The 16,202-nt window shown below is 62.3% G+C and carries 17 protein-coding genes; 10 read left to right on the top strand and 7 right to left on the bottom strand.

Translation table 11 applies throughout. From position 1 onward, the window contains the following. Positions 1–265 precede the first annotated feature (265 nt). Positions 266–1,471 (bottom strand): tyrosine--tRNA ligase, encoded by a 1,206-nt coding sequence (gene tyrS / locus ABWY06_RS04295; RefSeq protein ID WP_353924330.1) that lies wholly within the window; start codon positions 1,469–1,471, stop codon positions 266–268. Between the two features lie 209 nt (positions 1,472–1,680). On the opposite strand from tyrS, the gene ABWY06_RS04290 reads away from it, so the two are divergent. Both ABWY06_RS04290 and ABWY06_RS04285 read left to right on the top strand, forming a co-directional pair. Continuing rightward, the gene (locus ABWY06_RS04290; protein WP_353924329.1) at positions 1,681–3,108 is read left to right on the top strand and encodes a peptidoglycan DD-metalloendopeptidase family protein; all 1,428 of its coding nucleotides are present in this window, start codon (positions 1,681–1,683) and stop codon (positions 3,106–3,108) included. Then, entirely contained in the window at positions 3,105–4,205 is a 1,101-nt protein-coding gene (locus tag ABWY06_RS04285) for an anhydro-N-acetylmuramic acid kinase (RefSeq protein ID WP_353924328.1), read from the top strand. Before ABWY06_RS04290 ends, ABWY06_RS04285 begins: the two co-directional genes overlap by 4 nt. 59 nt (positions 4,206–4,264) lie before the next feature. Here ABWY06_RS04285 and erpA read toward each other — a convergent pair whose 3' ends face one another. The 4 genes from erpA to argC form a co-directional block, all read right to left on the bottom strand. Then, entirely contained in the window at positions 4,265–4,615 is a 351-nt protein-coding gene (gene erpA, locus ABWY06_RS04280) for an iron-sulfur cluster insertion protein ErpA (protein WP_353924327.1), read from the bottom strand. A gap of 78 nt (positions 4,616–4,693) precedes the next feature. Next, positions 4,694–5,104 (bottom strand): bactofilin family protein, encoded by a 411-nt coding sequence (locus ABWY06_RS04275; protein WP_353924326.1) that lies wholly within the window; start codon positions 5,102–5,104, stop codon positions 4,694–4,696. A 5-nt stretch (positions 5,105–5,109) separates the two neighbouring features. Then, complete coding sequence (locus ABWY06_RS04270) at positions 5,110–5,829, bottom strand: DUF6776 family protein (RefSeq protein ID WP_353924325.1); 720 nt, start codon at positions 5,827–5,829, stop codon at positions 5,110–5,112. After that, on the bottom strand, positions 5,829–6,863 hold the full coding sequence (gene argC / locus ABWY06_RS04265) for an N-acetyl-gamma-glutamyl-phosphate reductase (RefSeq protein WP_353924324.1): 1,035 nt from the start codon (positions 6,861–6,863) through the stop codon (positions 5,829–5,831). The genes ABWY06_RS04270 and argC overlap by 1 nt, the downstream gene beginning before the upstream one ends. Positions 6,864–7,044: 181 nt before the next feature. Between argC and hemJ the strand changes: the two genes are divergently transcribed. From hemJ to ABWY06_RS04240, 5 genes are all read left to right on the top strand, one after another. Further along, a complete protein-coding gene (gene hemJ / locus ABWY06_RS04260; protein ID WP_353924323.1) occupies positions 7,045–7,470 on the top strand; it encodes a protoporphyrinogen oxidase HemJ in 426 nt (141 codons plus the stop codon). Positions 7,471–7,490: 20 nt separating this feature from the next. Next, positions 7,491–8,459, top strand: coding sequence for an NAD(P)H-dependent flavin oxidoreductase (locus tag ABWY06_RS04255; protein WP_353924322.1), 969 nt, complete (start codon positions 7,491–7,493; stop codon positions 8,457–8,459). Continuing rightward, positions 8,456–9,739, top strand: coding sequence for an alanine racemase (locus ABWY06_RS04250; RefSeq protein ID WP_353924321.1), 1,284 nt, complete (start codon positions 8,456–8,458; stop codon positions 9,737–9,739). Before ABWY06_RS04255 ends, ABWY06_RS04250 begins: the two co-directional genes overlap by 4 nt. A gap of 100 nt (positions 9,740–9,839) precedes the next feature. Then, positions 9,840–10,859, top strand: a complete 1,020-nt coding sequence (locus ABWY06_RS04245; RefSeq protein ID WP_502948146.1) for a DUF805 domain-containing protein — start codon at positions 9,840–9,842, stop codon at positions 10,857–10,859. A gap of 66 nt (positions 10,860–10,925) precedes the next feature. Continuing rightward, positions 10,926–11,714 carry an SDR family NAD(P)-dependent oxidoreductase gene (locus tag ABWY06_RS04240; protein WP_353924319.1) on the top strand — a complete coding sequence of 263 codons (789 nt, stop codon included), beginning with the start codon at positions 10,926–10,928 and terminating at the stop codon, positions 11,712–11,714. Between the two features lie 48 nt (positions 11,715–11,762). Here the strand turns inward: ABWY06_RS04240 and ABWY06_RS04235 are convergent, their stop codons facing one another. Next, positions 11,763–13,244, bottom strand: a complete 1,482-nt coding sequence (locus tag ABWY06_RS04235) for an AAA family ATPase (protein WP_353924318.1) — start codon at positions 13,242–13,244, stop codon at positions 11,763–11,765. 89 nt (positions 13,245–13,333) lie between these two features. Between ABWY06_RS04235 and ABWY06_RS04230 the strand changes: the two genes are divergently transcribed. The 3 genes from ABWY06_RS04230 to coq7 all read left to right on the top strand — a co-directional run bounded on the left by ABWY06_RS04230 (position 13,334) and on the right by coq7 (position 15,233). Continuing rightward, positions 13,334–13,672 carry a histidine triad nucleotide-binding protein gene (locus ABWY06_RS04230; protein ID WP_353924317.1) on the top strand — a complete coding sequence of 113 codons (339 nt, stop codon included), beginning with the start codon at positions 13,334–13,336 and terminating at the stop codon, positions 13,670–13,672. 56 nt (positions 13,673–13,728) lie between these two features. Further along, the gene (locus tag ABWY06_RS04225; protein WP_353924316.1) at positions 13,729–14,487 is read left to right on the top strand and encodes a formylglycine-generating enzyme family protein; all 759 of its coding nucleotides are present in this window, start codon (positions 13,729–13,731) and stop codon (positions 14,485–14,487) included. A 98-nt stretch (positions 14,488–14,585) separates the two neighbouring features. Then, positions 14,586–15,233 (top strand): 2-polyprenyl-3-methyl-6-methoxy-1,4-benzoquinone monooxygenase, encoded by a 648-nt coding sequence (gene coq7 / locus ABWY06_RS04220; protein ID WP_353924315.1) that lies wholly within the window; start codon positions 14,586–14,588, stop codon positions 15,231–15,233. A gap of 96 nt (positions 15,234–15,329) precedes the next feature. Here the strand turns inward: coq7 and speD are convergent, their stop codons facing one another. After that, positions 15,330–16,124 carry an adenosylmethionine decarboxylase gene (gene speD, locus ABWY06_RS04215; RefSeq protein ID WP_353924314.1) on the bottom strand — a complete coding sequence of 265 codons (795 nt, stop codon included), beginning with the start codon at positions 16,122–16,124 and terminating at the stop codon, positions 15,330–15,332. Positions 16,125–16,202 lie beyond the last annotated feature (78 nt).

Genomic DNA, 16,202 nt, shown 5'->3' with positions numbered 1-16,202 from the left:
CTGGGCTTCCGTGTCAGCGGGAGGCGAATTCTACAGCGTTTCCAACCGCTGTCAACCTCATCCTGCAACCGCTTTCACTTTATATCCCAACTCGCCAACCGGACTCTACCACCACCCTGTCGACCCGCCGCATCCTACGCGATCTACACCGCTTAGCAACCCCTCTTTTTAAGCTAACTGCTTGATTTACAAGCTGTTTTCCGAGAGGTTCACGCCGGAAGAGGTGCGCATTATAGGCCCGCCAGAACTGCCGTCAAGGCCTATTTCAGGCCTCGGCCAATTTAAGCGTGACGCGTGCAAACGCTTTCTTGCCCGCCTGACACACGTGCGTGGCACCGAGCGCGAAAACAAAGGATGGCTCAACCACCTCACCATCTATACGCACACTCCCCGCCTTGAGCAGATCTCGCGCACCGGCAGCGTTTTTCACCAAACCTGCCTTATTAAGGAGGGACGCTATCGGCAGAGCTTCGTGCGACTGCACCTCGACCTCCGGCAGCTCATCAGGCAACTCGCCGTCCTTCATGCGGTTACCGGCGGCACGATGGGCGCCAGCGGCAGCATCCTCGCCATGGAAGCGCGCAACGATCTCTTCCGCGAGCTTGATCTTGATATCACGGGGATTGGCGCCGGCCGCCACCTCCACCTTGAACTGCTCGATTTCCGCCATGGAGCGGAAGCTCAGCAGCTCGAAATAACGCCACATCAGCGCATCCGGTATCGATACCAGCTTGCCGTACATCACGCCCGGCGCCTCCTGGATACCCACGTAGTTGCCCAGGGATTTCGACATCTTCTTGACGCCGTCCAGGCCCTCGAGCAGGGGCATGGTCAGAATGCACTGCGCTTCCTGACCATAAGCACGCTGCAGTTCACGCCCCATCAGCAGATTGAACTTCTGATCGGTGCCGCCCAACTCGACGTCGGCACGCAAGGCGACCGAGTCATAGCCTTGCACCAGGGGATAGAGAAACTCGTGAATGGCGATCGGCTGATTGGTGGTGTAGCGCTTGCTGAAGTCGTCCCGCTCGAGCATGCGCGCCACGGTGTACTGGGAAGTCAGCCGGATGAAGTCCGCCGGCCCCATCTGATCCATCCAGGTGGAATTGAAGGCCACCTCGGTTTTCGCCGGATCGAGGATCTTGAATACCTGGGCCTTATAGGTTTCGGCGTTGTCGAGCACCTGCTCACGGGTCAGGGGCGGACGGGTCGCGCTCTTGCCGCTGGGGTCGCCGATCATGCCGGTGAAATCACCAATCAGGAAAATCACCTGATGCCCCAGCTCCTGGAACTGACGCAACTTGTTGATGAGCACGGTATGCCCCAGGTGCAGGTCTGGCGCCGTTGGGTCAAAGCCCGCCTTGATCCGTAGCGGCTGCCCACGCTTGAGCTTTTCGATCAGCTCAGCCTCGACCAGAACCTCCTCAGCGCCCCGCTTGATCAGCGCAAGCTGCTCTTCAATCGCCTTCATCACACGCCCCATAACCACTCAAAACCGAAAGGGAACCAACCATACAAGAACAGGTACTAATTACAAGTTTTTGCCCCCACCCGCCCAAGCGGGCTACCCTAAGGCTTGCCTCATACAAATTTTGGTTATATTTTAAACAATTATTTCGTTTTGATCTTTACCTCGTCACCTTCATTTCATCTTTTCACCTATATGAAAGTACCGAATCCATGACCCCAGAGCCGTCCAAGCCACCCTTTTACCCAAAAACCCACCTGCTAGCCGCCAGCGGCGTCGCAGCCCTGCTCAGCCTGGCCCTGCTGGTATTCCCCTCCCGCGAAGTCGAAGCCAAAAGAACCTATTCGGGCCTGGAACTGGACAACGGTGCCGAGCAGATCGTGCAGGAGAAGGACGATCTTCGAGCGCCCCTGGCGCTCCCTTCCGAAGGCGACTCGCCCTTCGCGCAGATTCAAGGCCCCGAGCAGCCCAACGCCGAACTCGACAATAATAAGAACAACGAACCCACCGCTAGCGTCGCCCCGCCCCAAGACCCCACGCAAAAACAGGTCACCGTCAGCAACGGCGACACCCTGTCGACCATGTTCAACAAGGTCGGACTGTCCGCTACCGTGCTGCACGAGGTGCTCGCCAGCAGCGCCGACGCCAAGCAGCTGAGCCGCCTCAAGGTGGGTCAGGTACTGGAGTTCAAACTCAGCCCTGAAGGCAAGCTGGAGCGCCTGCACAGCCAGCTCAGCGACCTGGAAAGTATCGAGTTGACCAGCAGCGACAAGGGCTTCGTGTTCAAGCGCGACTTGGTCAAACCCGAGGTACGCCAGGCCTACGCCCGCGGCGTCATCGACAGCTCGTTGTTCCTTTCGGCCAAGCGCGCCGGCATGTCGCACAACCTGACGATGGACCTGGCCAATGTCTTTGGCTATGACATCGACTTCGCCCAGGACATTCGTGAAGGCGACGAATTCGAAGTGGTCTTCGAAGAACAGGTGATCAATGGCAGGCGGGTCGGCAGCGGCAACATCCTCGCGGCGCGCTTCACCAACCGCGGCAAGAGCTTCACGGCCGTGCGCTATACCAGCAAGCAAGGCAGCACCAGCTACTACACCGCCGATGGCAACAGCATGCGCAAGGCGTTTATTCGCACACCGGTGGATTTCGCCCGGATCAGCTCGCGCTTCTCGGTAGGTCGCCGGCATCCCATTCTGAACAAGATCCGCGCGCACAAAGGCGTGGACTATGCCGCACCGCGCGGCACGCCCATCAAGGCCGCTGGCGATGGCAAAGTCCTGCTGGCCGGTCGTAAAGGGGGTTATGGCAACGCGGTGGTGATTCAACACGGCAACAGCTACCGCACCCTTTACGGCCATATGCAGGGCTTCGCCAAAGGCGTTCGCACCGGCGGGATGGTCAAGCAGGGCCAAATCATTGGCTATATCGGCACCACCGGCCTCTCGACCGGCCCACACTTGCACTACGAATTCCAGGTCAACGGGGTGCATGTCGACCCCCTGGGCCTGAAGCTGCCGATGGCTGACCCGATCGCTCGCGCCGAAAAACAGCGTTTCCTGCAGCTGAGCCAACCGATAATGGCGCGGATGGATCAGGAGAAGGCCACCATGCTGGCCTTGAACAAACGCGAATGACGCGCTACCTGGGCGTGATGTCGGGTACCAGTCTGGACGGTTTCGACATCGCACTTATCGAGCAAGCACAGGCTCGGCGACCTAGCCTACTGGCGACCCATTACGTACCCATGCCCGCCTCATTACGCGAAGAGCTGCTTGCACTGTGCAGTTCCGGGCAGGATGAGCTGGCGCGCGCCGCGCTTGCCGAACAGCGATGGGCCCAGCAAGTCGCCGACGGCATCCGTCAGTTGCTTAGCCAGCAGCAGTTGCTGCCGAGCGACATTCGCGCCATCGGCAGCCATGGCCAGACGGTCCGCCATGAACCCGCGCGCGGTTTCAGTCTGCAACTGGGTAACTCCGCGCTGCTCGCGGAGCTTACCGGTATCACGGTGGTCAGCGACTTCCGCCGCCGCGACGTAGCCGCGGGCGGACAAGGAGCGCCCTTGGTACCGGCCTTCCACGAGGCGTTGTTTACCGACACTGCGGCCCGGACTCACGCCGTACTGAACATTGGCGGTTTCAGCAACCTTAGTCTGTTCAGCCCCGAGCAACCGGTACGGGGCTTCGATTGTGGCCCCGGCAATGTCCTGCTCGACACGTGGATCCAGCGCCAGCGCGGCGCGGCCTATGATCGCGACGGCGCCTGGGCCGCCAGTGGCACGGTGCATCCAGCCTTGCTGGAACACCTGCTGAGTGACCCCTTCTTTGCCACTCACGGGCCAAAGAGCACCGGTCGCGAACACTTCAACCTCGACTGGCTGCTGCGGCAGCTGCAATCATTCCCCAGCGTGGATGCAGCGGATGTTCAGGCCAGCCTCCTGGAACTGACGGCGCAGAGCATCAGCGATGCACTGAACCGGGCGCAGCCGGGCACCCAACAGCTGCTGGTGTGCGGCGGAGGCGCCCACAACGGCGCCTTGATGGACCGTTTGCAAGCACAACTGCCCGGCTGCCAGGTCGACAGCACCGGGCGTTTCGGCGTGCCACCGGACTGGGTGGAAGCCATGGCCTTCGCCTGGCTGGCGCATTGCTGCCTCGAAGGGATCGCCGCCAACCGCCCCAGCGTGACCGGCGCCCGCGGCCCACGGATCCTGGGCGCCGTCTACCCGGCCTGAGATATCACTCAAATAAAAACGCCGTGCATAAGCACGGCGCCTGTTGCAACCCTCTGCGATCAGATCGAGAACGAGGACCCACAGCCACAGGTAGTGGTGGCGTTCGGGTTGTTGATCACAAACCGCGACCCCTCAAGCCCCTCCTGATAGTCCACCTGAGCGCCGGCCAGGTATTGGAAGCTCATGGGATCGACCACCAGACTGACGCCTTCTCGTTCGACTATGGTGTCGTCCTCAGCCACTTCCTCATCGAAAGTGAAACCGTACTGGAAGCCGGAACAGCCTCCGCCGGTGACGAACACACGCAGTTTCAGCCGCGGATTGCCTTCCTCATCCACCAGGTTCTTGACCTTGGTGGCCGCGCCCTGCGTAAAGAGCAAGGGAGTGGGGGTGAAGGTTTCGACGCTCATGCTGCATATCTCCCGGCGCTAGATCGCCTTAGGACGTTTGGACAACCTATTATCCGCTTCTCCTAGAAAAACGGTCAACTATTGTGCGACCTCGACGCTCGCCGGTAACTCCAGCGGTCGGCTGACGTCCTTTAAAGGGCATAACCGACCTTCAATCTGCGCGCCCATGGCCATTTCCATCATGCCGTAGTGCAGGTTACCGGTCACCCGGGCCCGAGGCCCCAGCTCCAGGTGGTCACTGGCATAGACATCGCCGATCACCTCGCCGTCCAGGATGACATGGGGGGCGCGGATCTCGCCTTCCACCCGCCCGTCCACACTGATGCGCACCATGCCTTCGCTGGCCAAGAGGTTGCCGCAGACGCGCCCATCCACCTGGACCGCGCCCTGTAAACGCAGGTCACCTTGCAGTTCGGTTCCCGAGGCAATGACGCTGGTCTTGCCACTGAACCGCTGCAAATCGGCTTTGGGCTTGCTTTTATTCCACATTGAATTCACTTCTTGTCGTTCCACTTGAATTGGCTTTCCAACGGCTTTTCACCCTGTACCTCGGCCCGCACCCGGATGAGCCGGGGTTCGAAACCTGCCGGCAGCTCCAGCTCGGCGAAACGGGCGGCATCGGGGATCGCCTGGAAATGTTTGAAGGCGAACCGGATCGGGCGACCGCCCAGCTCGGCGGAAAGCTGAGTCAGCGGGAAACTGATCGCCTTGCCGTGCTGTTGACCTTCAAGCGTTACCTCGAGCTGGCCGCTCAGGGGTTGGTCATCGTTGCCGACCCGACTGAGCAGCACCTTGTAGCGAAAAAGCCGCGGCGTCGCCGAGGGCTGCAGGTCGAACGCGCGGATGCGCAGACCTTGCTGGCGGCTGGCAGGCGCAAGCACCCCTTCGTAGGCCGCCAGGTCCTGCTGCAAGGCAAATATCTGCTCCTCCAGCAACTTGATCGTCAGGCGGCTCTGCTCATTGGCTTGTTGCCCCACCTGCTCGCCGCTGGTGCGCAGTGCCAACCGCTGGCGCAATTGCTCGAGCTGTTTGGCCTGCTCGTCCACTTGCGCGCGCAGCACCTGCTGCTGCGCCAGGACGGCATGGGTCTGACGCAACTGGTATTGCTGGCCGGCCCAGAACAGCGCTGGCAAGGCCAGCAGCAAGACCACCGTCACCCCACGCAGCCAACGTTCGCCGCGCAGGTTGCGCGGGCGAACTTCCCAGCCCGCCATCAGGGCAGCAAGGCAGCGTGAGACAGGCCCAGACGCTCATCGAGCCCAAAGAGAATATTCATGTTCTGCACGGCCTGGCCCGACGCGCCCTTGACCAGGTTGTCGATGACCGACAGCACCACCACCAGATCGCCGCCCTGCGGCCGGTGTACGGCGATACGGCAAACGTTGGCGCCGCGCACGCTGCGGGTTTCCGGATGGCTGCCAGCCGGCATCACATCGACGAAAGGTTCGTTGGCATAGCGGGCTTCGTAGAGCGCCTGCAAGTCCAGGCTGTGGTCGGCCACGCGGGCATACAGGGTAGCGTGAATACCGCGGATCATCGGCGTCAGGTGCGGCACGAAGGTCAGGCCCACCTCGCGGCCGGCAGCCCGACGCAGGCCCTGACGAATTTCCGGCAAGTGCCGATGCCCCTTGACCCCGTAGGCTTTCATGCTTTCGCCCGCTTCGCTGAACAGCGAGCCGACCGCCGCGCCTCGCCCGGCACCGCTGACACCGGATTTGCAGTCGGCGATCAGCTGGGTGGTATCGGCGATACCGGCTTCCAGCAAGGGCAGGAACCCCAACTGAGCGGCCGTCGGGTAACAGCCCGGAACGGCGATCAGGCGCGCCGATCGAATAGCCTCACGATTGACTTCCGGCAAGCCGTAGACCGCCTCAGGCAACAGGTCGGGGGCGCCATGGGGCTGGTTGTACCAATGCGCCCACTCATCCGCGTCCTGCAGCCGGAAATCCGCGGAAAGATCGATTACCCGTGTGCCGGCGGCCAGCAGTTCGCCGGCCAGCGCATGGGCAACCCCGTGGGGTGTGGCGAAGAACACCACATCGCAGGCCGCCAGCGCCTGGGTATCGGGAACGCTGAACGCCAGGTCCGGGTAGTGCCCACGCAGATTGGGATAGAGCTCATCGACGCGCAAGCCCGCTTCGGAACGCGACGTGATCACGGCGACCTGCGCTTGCGGATGCTGCGCCAACAGACGCAGCAGTTCGACACCGGTGTAACCCGTGCCGCCGACAATTCCGACCTTGACCATAAAGCCTCCCTCATTCCAAGCGTGGAAAACCGTCGATGATAAAGCCGTGACGGTCAGGGGCCAACCTTTAGGTCAGGCCCGCGCGCTAAACACCTCGCAGCGGCCAGGCAATGTGGTCAGGGGTGACGGATGCGCCGTCCTGCCTCTACTATCCAGGGATCTCGTCAACGGAATCCCACGCATGCTCTACCTCTGGCTCAAGGCCCTGCACATCATCGCCCTGGTCTGCTGGTTCGCCGGCCTGTTCTACCTGCCCCGGCTGTTCGTCTACCATGCCCTCAGCGAGGACGAGCCCAGTCGGCAACGGTTCTGCATCATGGAACGCAAACTCTACCGCGGCATCATGTTGCCCTCGATGATCGCCACCCTGGCCTTCGGGCTGTCGTTGCTCTATCTGAACCCCGCCTGGCTTTCCATGGGCTGGATGCACGCCAAACTGACCCTGGTGGTGCTGTTGATTGGCTATCACCACCTGTGCGGCGCCCAACTGAAACGCTTTGCCCGGGGAGAAAACACCCGCAGCCACGTCTATTACCGCTGGTTCAACGAACTGCCGGTGTTGGCACTGTTGGCCATCGTCATCCTGGTCGTCGTCAAACCCTTCTGATCCACCAAAGGAAACCCGTCATGTCCTTGCCCGTCCTGCTTGACCAGCGTTTGCGTCTGCCGGTGGTCGCCGCGCCGATGTTCCTGATTTCCAATCCGCAACTGGTCCTGGCCTGTTGCAGCAATGGCATAGTCGGCAGCTTCCCCGCACTCAACCAGCGCGACAGCCAGGGCTTCAAGGACTGGCTGGTGCAGATCGAAACGGGACTGGCCGAGCATCCCGGGGCGGCGCCTTACGCGGTCAACCTGATCGTCCATCCGACCAATCCGCGCCTGCAGGCGGACCTGGCGATCTGCGTCGAACACCGGGTACCGATCGTCATCACCAGCCTCGGCGCGGTCAAGGAAGTGGTCGATGCGGTGCACAGCTACGGCGGCCTGGTGTTCCATGATGTGACCACCCGCCGGCATGCGGAAAAAGCCGCCGAAGCGGGCGTCGATGGTTTGATTGCAGTGGCCGCGGGCGCGGGGGGTCACGCCGGCACCTGGAGCCCTTTTGCCCTGTGCGCGGAAATCCGCCAGTTCTTCGACAAGACCTTGTTGCTGGCCGGCTGCCTCAATCACGGTCGGGAGATCCTCGCGGCCCAACTGCTGGGGGCCGACCTGGCCTATCTGGGGACTCGTTTTATCGCCACCCAGGAGAATGCCGCCGAAGCCCCTTACAAACAGATGATCCTCGACGCCAAGGCGGCCGATATTGTCCATACCCCGGCGGTCTCCGGGGTGCCGGCCAGCTTTATGCGCCAGAGCCTGCAAGCGGCGGGCTTTGACCTTAAGCAGCTGCAGAGCAAGGGCGAGATCAACTACGGCGAAAAACTCAAACCGATTAACGAGGAAGCCAAGGCCTGGAAAACCGTGTGGTCCGCCGGCCAAGGCGTCGGCGATATCGACGATGTGCCCGGTGTGGCGCAACTGATCGACCGCCTGGACCAGGAGTACCGCGCGGCGACACTGCAGGCCGGCGCATTGGCGCAGCGCTGGCCGCGGTGAAACGCCGCAGCCTGCTGGGCCTGGGCGCGCTGACCGCTCTGGGGTTATGGGTGGCGCGCCCAAGCGATGCGGGTCGCGTGCATAACGCCTACTTCGGCCAGCTGCAGGGGTTGCTTCAGGCCCAGGGCGGTGGGCAACCGCTGCTGGTGATCGACCTGGAGCGCCTCGATGCCAATGTTGCCGTGCTCTGGCAGCGCCTGGCCAAACCGCTTGGCAGGCCCTCCGCGCTGCCGGTGCGTCTGGTGGTCAATTCGCTGTCCAGCCACGGACTGCTCGACTACCTGAGCCGCGCCCTGCAAACCCGACGTTTTATGCTGTTCACCCAACCGCAACTGCTGCAACTGGCCCGCCGCCTGCCCGAAGCCGATTTGCTGCTCGGCAAACCGCTGCCAGTAGACGCCGCGCTGGCCTTCTACCAGCAAATGACCGCACCGGGCACTTTTGACCCGACCCGCCAGCTGACCTGGCTGATCGACACCCGGCAACGCCTGGCCGAATACGCCGAACTGGCACAAGCGCTGAAACAGCCCTTGCAAATCGCCTTTGAAATCGATGTCGGCATGGCGCGCGGTGGTTTTGCCGCGCCCGGCGACCTCGTCCAGGCGCTTGCCTGGCTCCAGTCGACGAGCGCCCCGCTGCGGGTTCGTGGGTTGATGGGCTACGATGGCCACCTTCAGCACAGCCCACCGTGGGTCGACCAGATCGACGCGCACCGTGAGAGCTGCGCCCGCTATCAGGCCTTTATCGAGGCAGCACAGGCCACACCTGGGTGGCCGGACCAACCATTGCTGAACGGTGCCGGCAGCTTCAGTTATGCGTTGCATTGCAGTCAAGGCACGCCGCTTAGCGAAATTGCGCTGGGCTCTGCCCTGCTCAAACCCAGTGCATTCGATACCCCGTTGCTGCACGCCCACCGCCCGGCCGTCTGGATCGCCAGTCCGGTCCTCAAGTGCCAGGGCGGTGAGACGCCCCCACTGGCCGTCCTACAAAGACTGCGCCAGGCCTGGAACCCGAACCGAGAACGGATTTTTTTCCTGGACGGCGGCTGGTCGGCCAACCCCGAGTCACCCCCGGGCCTGCGCTACGACGATGATGACGCCGAGGATGACCGCCGTGGTCAGGCACGCTTCAGCGGCTCGTCCGGCACTGGTCTGACCGTCGATGACTGGGTCTTTCTTCGTCCGCGTCGCGCCGAGGGGCTATTGGGCGCATTCAATGAATTGCGTTTGCTGCGTCACTCCCGACTGGTGGGCACATGGTCCCCGCTGCCGCCACTGTGAGCTGATTCCCCTCTTTAATTGAGCCTCCGGCTTGTGTGCTGACGCGCTCGACTTTAGGCTGTGCGCACCTCCTATTCCTCTCGCTGACAGGGAAGCCCTCATGACCGACGCCCGTTACAAGATCGTGTTCACCGGCGAATTGCTACCTGATATCAGCCTCGATACGGCCAAGGACAATCTGGCTCAGTTGTTCAAGAGTGACCGCAGCAAAATTGATGGCCTGTTCAGTGGCGCAGCAGTGGCGCTCAAGCGTGACCTGCCGGATGCCGAAGCCGATAAATACCTGAGTGTCCTGCACAATGCCGGGATCAAGGTGCAGAAGGAACCGGATCTCAGCGCCAAACTCAGCCTGGTGGAACTGGACGATCCCGCATCCAAGATCGTCACTGCCCGCATGACCTGTCCCAAATGTGGCCACGAACAGCTGCAGGCGGTGGAATGTGCGGCCTGCGGCATAGTGGTGGACAAGTTTATCGCACGCCAGGCGTTGCTGGCGAAGAGCCCAAAACCCGAGCCCATGCTGACGGCTTCGCCCTACACCCCGCCGCAGGCCGATGTGGCCGAACCGCAAGCCGAGTTCGGCACCCTCAAGGTATTGGGGGTACAAGGCCGGATCGGCCGGGTTCGCTATCTGGCCTGGAGCATGGGCATGCTGCTGGCATGCGTACCGGTCTTCGGCATCGCAGCCGCCAGCATGATGCTGTCGGACACACTGGGCTTTGCGCTGATCGGCCTGACAGTGCTGTTCATGGCTATGGTCAGCATCTGTATCGGTGTCCAGCGGCTGCACGACATGGGCCTGTCCGGCTGGCTGTGGTTGCTTAACTTCGTCCCGTTTGTCGGCAGCATATTTGCCTTGGTCATGCTTTTTGCCCCAGGCAGCAGCGGTGCCAATAATTACGGACCACCTCCACCACCAAACGGTCGCGGCGTGGTCGCCCTCGCCTGGGCAATGCTGCTTGTACCGCTGATCGGTATTCTGGCCGCTATCGCGCTGCCCGCGTATCAGGACTATATCAATCGTACTGAAGCAGCAGCGCAATCGGCGGTGCAACCCGCGGAGTCGGCTAGCCCTTTCGAGACCAGCGAAGAGTCCAGCGAAGAGTCCAGCGAAGAATAACGGCCTTTCACGGCAACCCAGGGTCACCGTCGCGGTCCAAGGACGGTCCTGTTACGGAGAAAGTCCATGCCTCGTTATGCCCTGATCACCGGCGCGTCCAGCGGCATTGGTCTGGCCTTGGCCGAAGCGCTCGCCCGCCGCGGCCGTTGCCTGATCCTGGTGGCCCGGCAACGGGACGCCCTGGAAAGCATCGCCTGCGAATTGACCCAGCGTTTTGGCGTCGAGGTGCTGTTTCGCGTCTGCGACCTCGCCGAACCCCTTCAGCTGTCTGGGCTGCTGCATGAGCTGGAGCAAGGTGAACGCCAGATCGATCTGCTGGTGAACAATGCCGGCCTGGGCAGTTGCGGCGCGTTTCTCGGACTGGATTGGGGCCGGGAACAGCAACTGCTGGAAGTCAACGTGCTGGCGCTGACCCGCCTTTGCCATGCGCTGGGCAATGCCATGGCACTGCAAGGTGGCGGGCAGATCCTCAACGTCGCTTCGGTGGCGGCGTTCCAACCCGGCCCCTGGATGAGCAATTACTACGCCAGCAAGGCATTTGTCCTGCACTTCTCCGAAGGCCTGCGCGAAGAGCTCAAGCGCCATGGCATCGGTGTCTCGGTACTTTGCCCGGGGCCGACCCACACCGCGTTCTTCCGCAGCGCACAGGTACGTGAAGGCGCGCTGCAGGGCAGCAAGCTGATGATGAGCGCCGAAGAAGTGGCGCTGATCGCCGTCCGGGCCCTGGAGCGCAACACCGCCATCATTGTCCCCGGCTGGCGCAACCGTTTGCTGCTGCTGGCCTCAGGCCTGGCACCGCGTTGGTTGAGCCGCAAGGCCGCCGCAAGAGTCAACCGCCCCCTGGTACAACCCTAGGGCCGGAGACTACGCGCGCGGCCGCGCGGGCAAGTTCAGACTCAATAATCAGTCGGCACTGACCGTTCGCCCCTTGGCCCACGCACGCAGGGCGGCGACATCCTCGGCCATCACCACCGAGAGGGGTGAGGTGCTTTGGATATTGTGCAACAGCAGCGCCTGGTCCACCGCCTTTTGCTGGGCCTGGCCGGCATACAGCGCACTGACGACCACCTGTTCGATTTCAGCACCGGAGAAGCCAACGCTGGCGTTGGCCAATTGCGGCACGTCGAACGCGGCAAGCTCGAGCTCACGGCGCGCCAGATGAATACGGAAAATTTCGCAGCGCACCGCCGCGCCAGGCAAGTCGACGAAAAACAACTCATCGAAACGCCCCTTGCGCACCAGCTCCGGCGGCAGGCGATCAATGGCGTTGGCGGTGGCCACCATAAACACCGGCGCCTTGCGCTCTGCCATCCAAGTCAACAGCGTACCCAATACGCGCTGGCTGACGCCGCCATCGTTATCACCACTGGCCAGGCCTTTTTCCACCTCATCCATCCACAGGACGCACGGCGCCATCTGCTCGGCGAGTTTGAGCGCCTCGCGCAGGTTACGCTCGGTCTCGCCAAAGAACTTGTTGTACAGGCTACCGAAATCCAGACGCAGCAACGGCAGGCCCCATAACCCCGCCACGGCCTTGGCTGCGAGACTCTTGCCACTGCCCTGCACCCCAACCAGCAGCATGCCTTTGGGCTGATCGACCCCCTTGCCTTGCATAAAGATCGCTTGGCGCTCGGTCAACCAGCGCTTCATATTGGCCAGCCCACCCACTTCGGCGAAACGCGCGGTGTCGTTCTCGAAGCTCAGGACGCCCTCCAGATCGAGCAACTGGAACTTGGTCTTGTTCAGCTCAGGGATGTCCTCCTGGGTAATCGCACCGTCGGTGCAGATCAGGTTACGCGCCAGCAGGCGCGCTTCGGCGTGGCTCATACCGCGCAGGTTTTTCACCACTTGCTGCAGGGTACGGTTGTCGGTACGCACCCGCGCGCCGCGATTGCGCTCGCTCCAGCGGGTTGCCTCCTCGCGCACGATGGCCAGCAATTCGTCCTCGGTCGGCAGCGACAAGGTGAAACGCGCGGCGTAACGCTGCACCTCGGGGGGCAGTTTCAATGCATGGGAGACCAGCACCAGGGTCGGTTTGTGCGGCCCTTCGGCCATGGCGACTTCCTTGATCAGGCGCACCAACTTGGGGTTGTCGTGGAGGAAGGGGTGTATATCGCACAGCACGTAGAGGTTCGGTTGTGGATCGTGCTTGATCAACTTCAGCGCGGCCTCCGGCTCCAGGCTCTCGCTGGGCTCGGCATCGGGACTGCCAAAGCCAAGGCGTTGCACGCCGTCGGTCACCGACCAGGTGAACAAGCCCAGCCCCTGCTTGACCGCCAGGCTGGTCAGGGTCTGCATCACCCGAGGCTCATCCCAGGATTCGATCACCACCAGTTTGACCTTGGAGTCGAGCACCAAGCCCAAATCATGAATATCGTTCTTCACCGTTGCTCCTCGTACCACTGTCCTGAACTGGTCGGACCCTTGGGACCCCGTTACACTCGATGGCCCAACAACCGAGCGGGAGACTGTCAGTGGACTGCCTGTTTTGCAAGATCGTCGCCGGGGACATTCCCGCACGCAAGCTCTATGAAGATGACCAGGTGCTGGCCTTTCACGACATCGGCCCGCAAGCGCCGGTGCACTTTCTGGTCATTCCGAAAAAGCACATCGCCACCCTCAACGACCTGGGCGAGGAGGACAAGGCACTGGCCGGCCATATCCTCTTCACCGCCCAGCGCCTCGCCAGGGAGCAGGGTTGCGAGAAGGGTTTCCGCGTGGCGATGAACTGCAACGAACAGGGTGGACAGACCGTCTACCACATCCATATGCATGTGCTCGGCCAGCGCCAGATGAACTGGCCGCCGGGCTGATGCGGAGTAGGTGGGGTGTTATTTGGCTTGGCTGGCTCACACTGCCGGCCTGGGCATTGCAACCTGGACAGACGTTCAACGACCCCCTGCCCGGCACCTCGTTCGCCGGCCCCGAGCTGGTCGTCATCCCCAGCGGAAGGTTTGTGCTGGGCGACAGTAGCGGCGTCGGCAACTACAACGAACGTCCGACGCACGCGGTGCGGATCGACCGAGCCTTCGCCCTCGGCCGTTTCGAGCTGACCACCGCCGACTGGCGGCAGTATGCCAGGGCGACCGGCACGCCGATGCCGGACGACGAAGGCTGGGGACTGCCCGAGCGACGCCCGGTCATCCAGGTGTCCTGGGTCGAGGCCCATGCCTACTGCCGCTGGCTGTCCCAGGTCACGGGCCAGCGTTACCGGTTACCCACCGAAGCCGAGTGGGAATACGCCGCCCGTGCGGGAAGCCACACCGCCTACTGGTGGGGCGAACAGCTGGACAGCCCCGAATCGCGTCCCCGGGCCCATTGCCGTGGTTGCGCCAGCCCCCGCGCGTTGCAGGCTCAGAGCGCCCAGGTCGGACAATTTCCAGCCAATGCCTTTGGCCTGTACGACACCGCCGGCAATGTCTGGGAGTGGACCGCCTCGGCCTTTGTCATCCCCTTCGACGGCCGTGAAAGCGCCGCGGCGGCGTTAGCCGATACGGGCCCGCGGTCGGTGCGCGGCGGTGCCTGGAACAGCGGGCCGGGTTACCTGCGCAGCAGTCAGCGGGACTTCAAACAGCCACAATACCGGGGTTACGCCCTGGGTCTCAGGGTGCTGCGCGAGCTGCCCTGAGCCGGGCGGCTGAGACAATTGGTCTCTGGCGGCTGTCACGACCTAGCCCTGGCCAATGGGGTAAACTGCGGGAAAGAACCTTTACGGGAGCGCCCTTAATGGCCAGCGAACGTCACTATTCCCCGGTCGACCGCCTGCTGTTGCAGGCCGACGCCGCGTTACGCACCCTGCTGCCCTTCAGCGGTCAGCCGTACCGCCCTTCGCCCGCCCACTTGCGGCCCGAAGCCCAGCTGAGCGCGGATGACACCCGCCACATCGCCGGCCTGATGCGCATCAACCACACCGGTGAAGTCTGTGCCCAGGCGCTGTACCAGGGGCAGGCGCTGACCGCCAAGCTGCCGCACGTGCGAGCGGCCATGGAGCATGCAGCGGACGAGGAAATCGATCACCTGGCCTGGTGCGAACAACGTATCCAGCAACTGGGCAGTCATACCAGCGTCCTCAACCCCTTGTTCTATGGCCTTTCCTTTGGCGTGGGCGCCGTGGCGGGCCTGATCAGCGACAAGGTCAGCCTGGGGTTCGTGGCAGCCACCGAGGACCAGGTGTGCCGGCACCTCGACGAACACCTCACCCTGCTGCCCAGCACCGATGAAAAATCCCGGGCGATCCTCGAACAGATGCGCAGTGACGAGCAGCAGCATGCCGAGAGCGCCTTGGAGGCAGGCGGCTTCCGCTTTCCGGCACCGATCAAGTTCGGAATGCGCCTGCTGTCCAAGGTGATGACCAGCAGCACCTATCGGATATAAGCAGCTACAAGCTACAAGCGAAAGTCACGCGCAACACAAAGGGCGCCGAGGCGCCCTTTGTGTTGATTGCTTGAAGCTTGCCGCTTGCCGCTGCCGTTAGGCTGGCATATTGCGCCCGTAGAAGATCTCGAGCATTTCGTGCTTGACCCGGGTGGTCACCAGTTCGCGCTGTTCGGCCGACAGGTTCTGGGTCGCATCGCCAAACAGGTAGTTATCCAGCTCAAACTCCTTGAGCAGCATCTTGGTGTGGAACAGATGCTCCTGGTACACGTTGACGTCGGTCATTTGATAGGCCGCCTGCGTGTCCTCGGACAGGTAGTTCTGGATCGAGTTGATCTCGTGGTCGATGAAGTGCTTCTTGCCCTCCACGTCACGGGTGAAGCCACGTACCCGGTAGTCGACCGTGACGATGTCCGAGTCGAATTGGTGAATCAGGTAGTTCAGTGCCTTCAGGGGCGAGATCACCCCGCAGGTGGACACATCGATGTCGACCCGGAAGGTGGCGATACCGTCCACCGGATGGATCTCCGGATAGGTGTGCACGGTGATGTGGCTCTTGTCCAGGTGTGCCAGGATGGTCTCGGGCAGCGGCCCGGGTGACTCCTCGATCTGGCTGTCGGTGGGGGTCACCGGCTGCTCGGAGATCAGAATGGTCACGCTGGCGCCCTGGGGGTCATAGTCCTGACGCGCGATATTCAGGATATTCGCGCCAATGATGTCGACAACATCGGTCAAAATCTGCGTCAGGCGCTCGGCGTCGTACTCGGTATTGATGTACTGGACGTAGGCCTGCTGGTCTTCCGGCGTTTCCGCGTAGCAGATGTCATAAATGTTGAAGCTCAAGGTCTTGGTCAGGTTATTGAACCCGTGGAGCTTGAGTTTGCTTTTCACCGTTGGAAACTCTCTTTATCGATGCGGCATAGCCGCGTGATCGAGCATGCCCGTCAGATGCGCGGGGCGCGTCTGCGT

Source organism: Pseudomonas sp. (assembly GCF_040514055.1).
In the GTDB taxonomy this organism is placed as follows: Bacteria; Pseudomonadota; Gammaproteobacteria; order Pseudomonadales; family Pseudomonadaceae; genus Aquipseudomonas.
Note: the sequence above shows the minus strand (reverse complement) of the source record. Positions and strands in the feature narration are given on the sequence as shown.

Coding starts and splice junctions, on each gene's coding strand:
- argC (WP_353924324.1), bottom strand. CDS start 6,863: ATGGTCAAGGTCGGAATTGTCGGCGGCACGGGTTACACCGGTGTCGAA.
- coq7 (WP_353924315.1), top strand. CDS start 14,586: ATGGCCAGCGAACGTCACTATTCCCCGGTCGACCGCCTGCTGTTGCAG.
- tyrS (WP_353924330.1), bottom strand. CDS start 1,471: ATGAAGGCGATTGAAGAGCAGCTTGCGCTGATCAAGCGGGGCGCTGAG.
- ABWY06_RS04275 (WP_353924326.1), bottom strand. CDS start 5,104: ATGTGGAATAAAAGCAAGCCCAAAGCCGATTTGCAGCGGTTCAGTGGC.
- ABWY06_RS04240 (WP_353924319.1), top strand. CDS start 10,926: ATGCCTCGTTATGCCCTGATCACCGGCGCGTCCAGCGGCATTGGTCTG.
- hemJ (WP_353924323.1), top strand. CDS start 7,045: ATGCTCTACCTCTGGCTCAAGGCCCTGCACATCATCGCCCTGGTCTGC.
- ABWY06_RS04285 (WP_353924328.1), top strand. CDS start 3,105: ATGACGCGCTACCTGGGCGTGATGTCGGGTACCAGTCTGGACGGTTTC.
- ABWY06_RS04290 (WP_353924329.1), top strand. CDS start 1,681: ATGACCCCAGAGCCGTCCAAGCCACCCTTTTACCCAAAAACCCACCTG.
- ABWY06_RS04245 (WP_502948146.1), top strand. CDS start 9,840: ATGACCGACGCCCGTTACAAGATCGTGTTCACCGGCGAATTGCTACCT.
- ABWY06_RS04270 (WP_353924325.1), bottom strand. CDS start 5,829: ATGGCGGGCTGGGAAGTTCGCCCGCGCAACCTGCGCGGCGAACGTTGG.
- ABWY06_RS04255 (WP_353924322.1), top strand. CDS start 7,491: ATGTCCTTGCCCGTCCTGCTTGACCAGCGTTTGCGTCTGCCGGTGGTC.
- erpA (WP_353924327.1), bottom strand. CDS start 4,615: ATGAGCGTCGAAACCTTCACCCCCACTCCCTTGCTCTTTACGCAGGGC.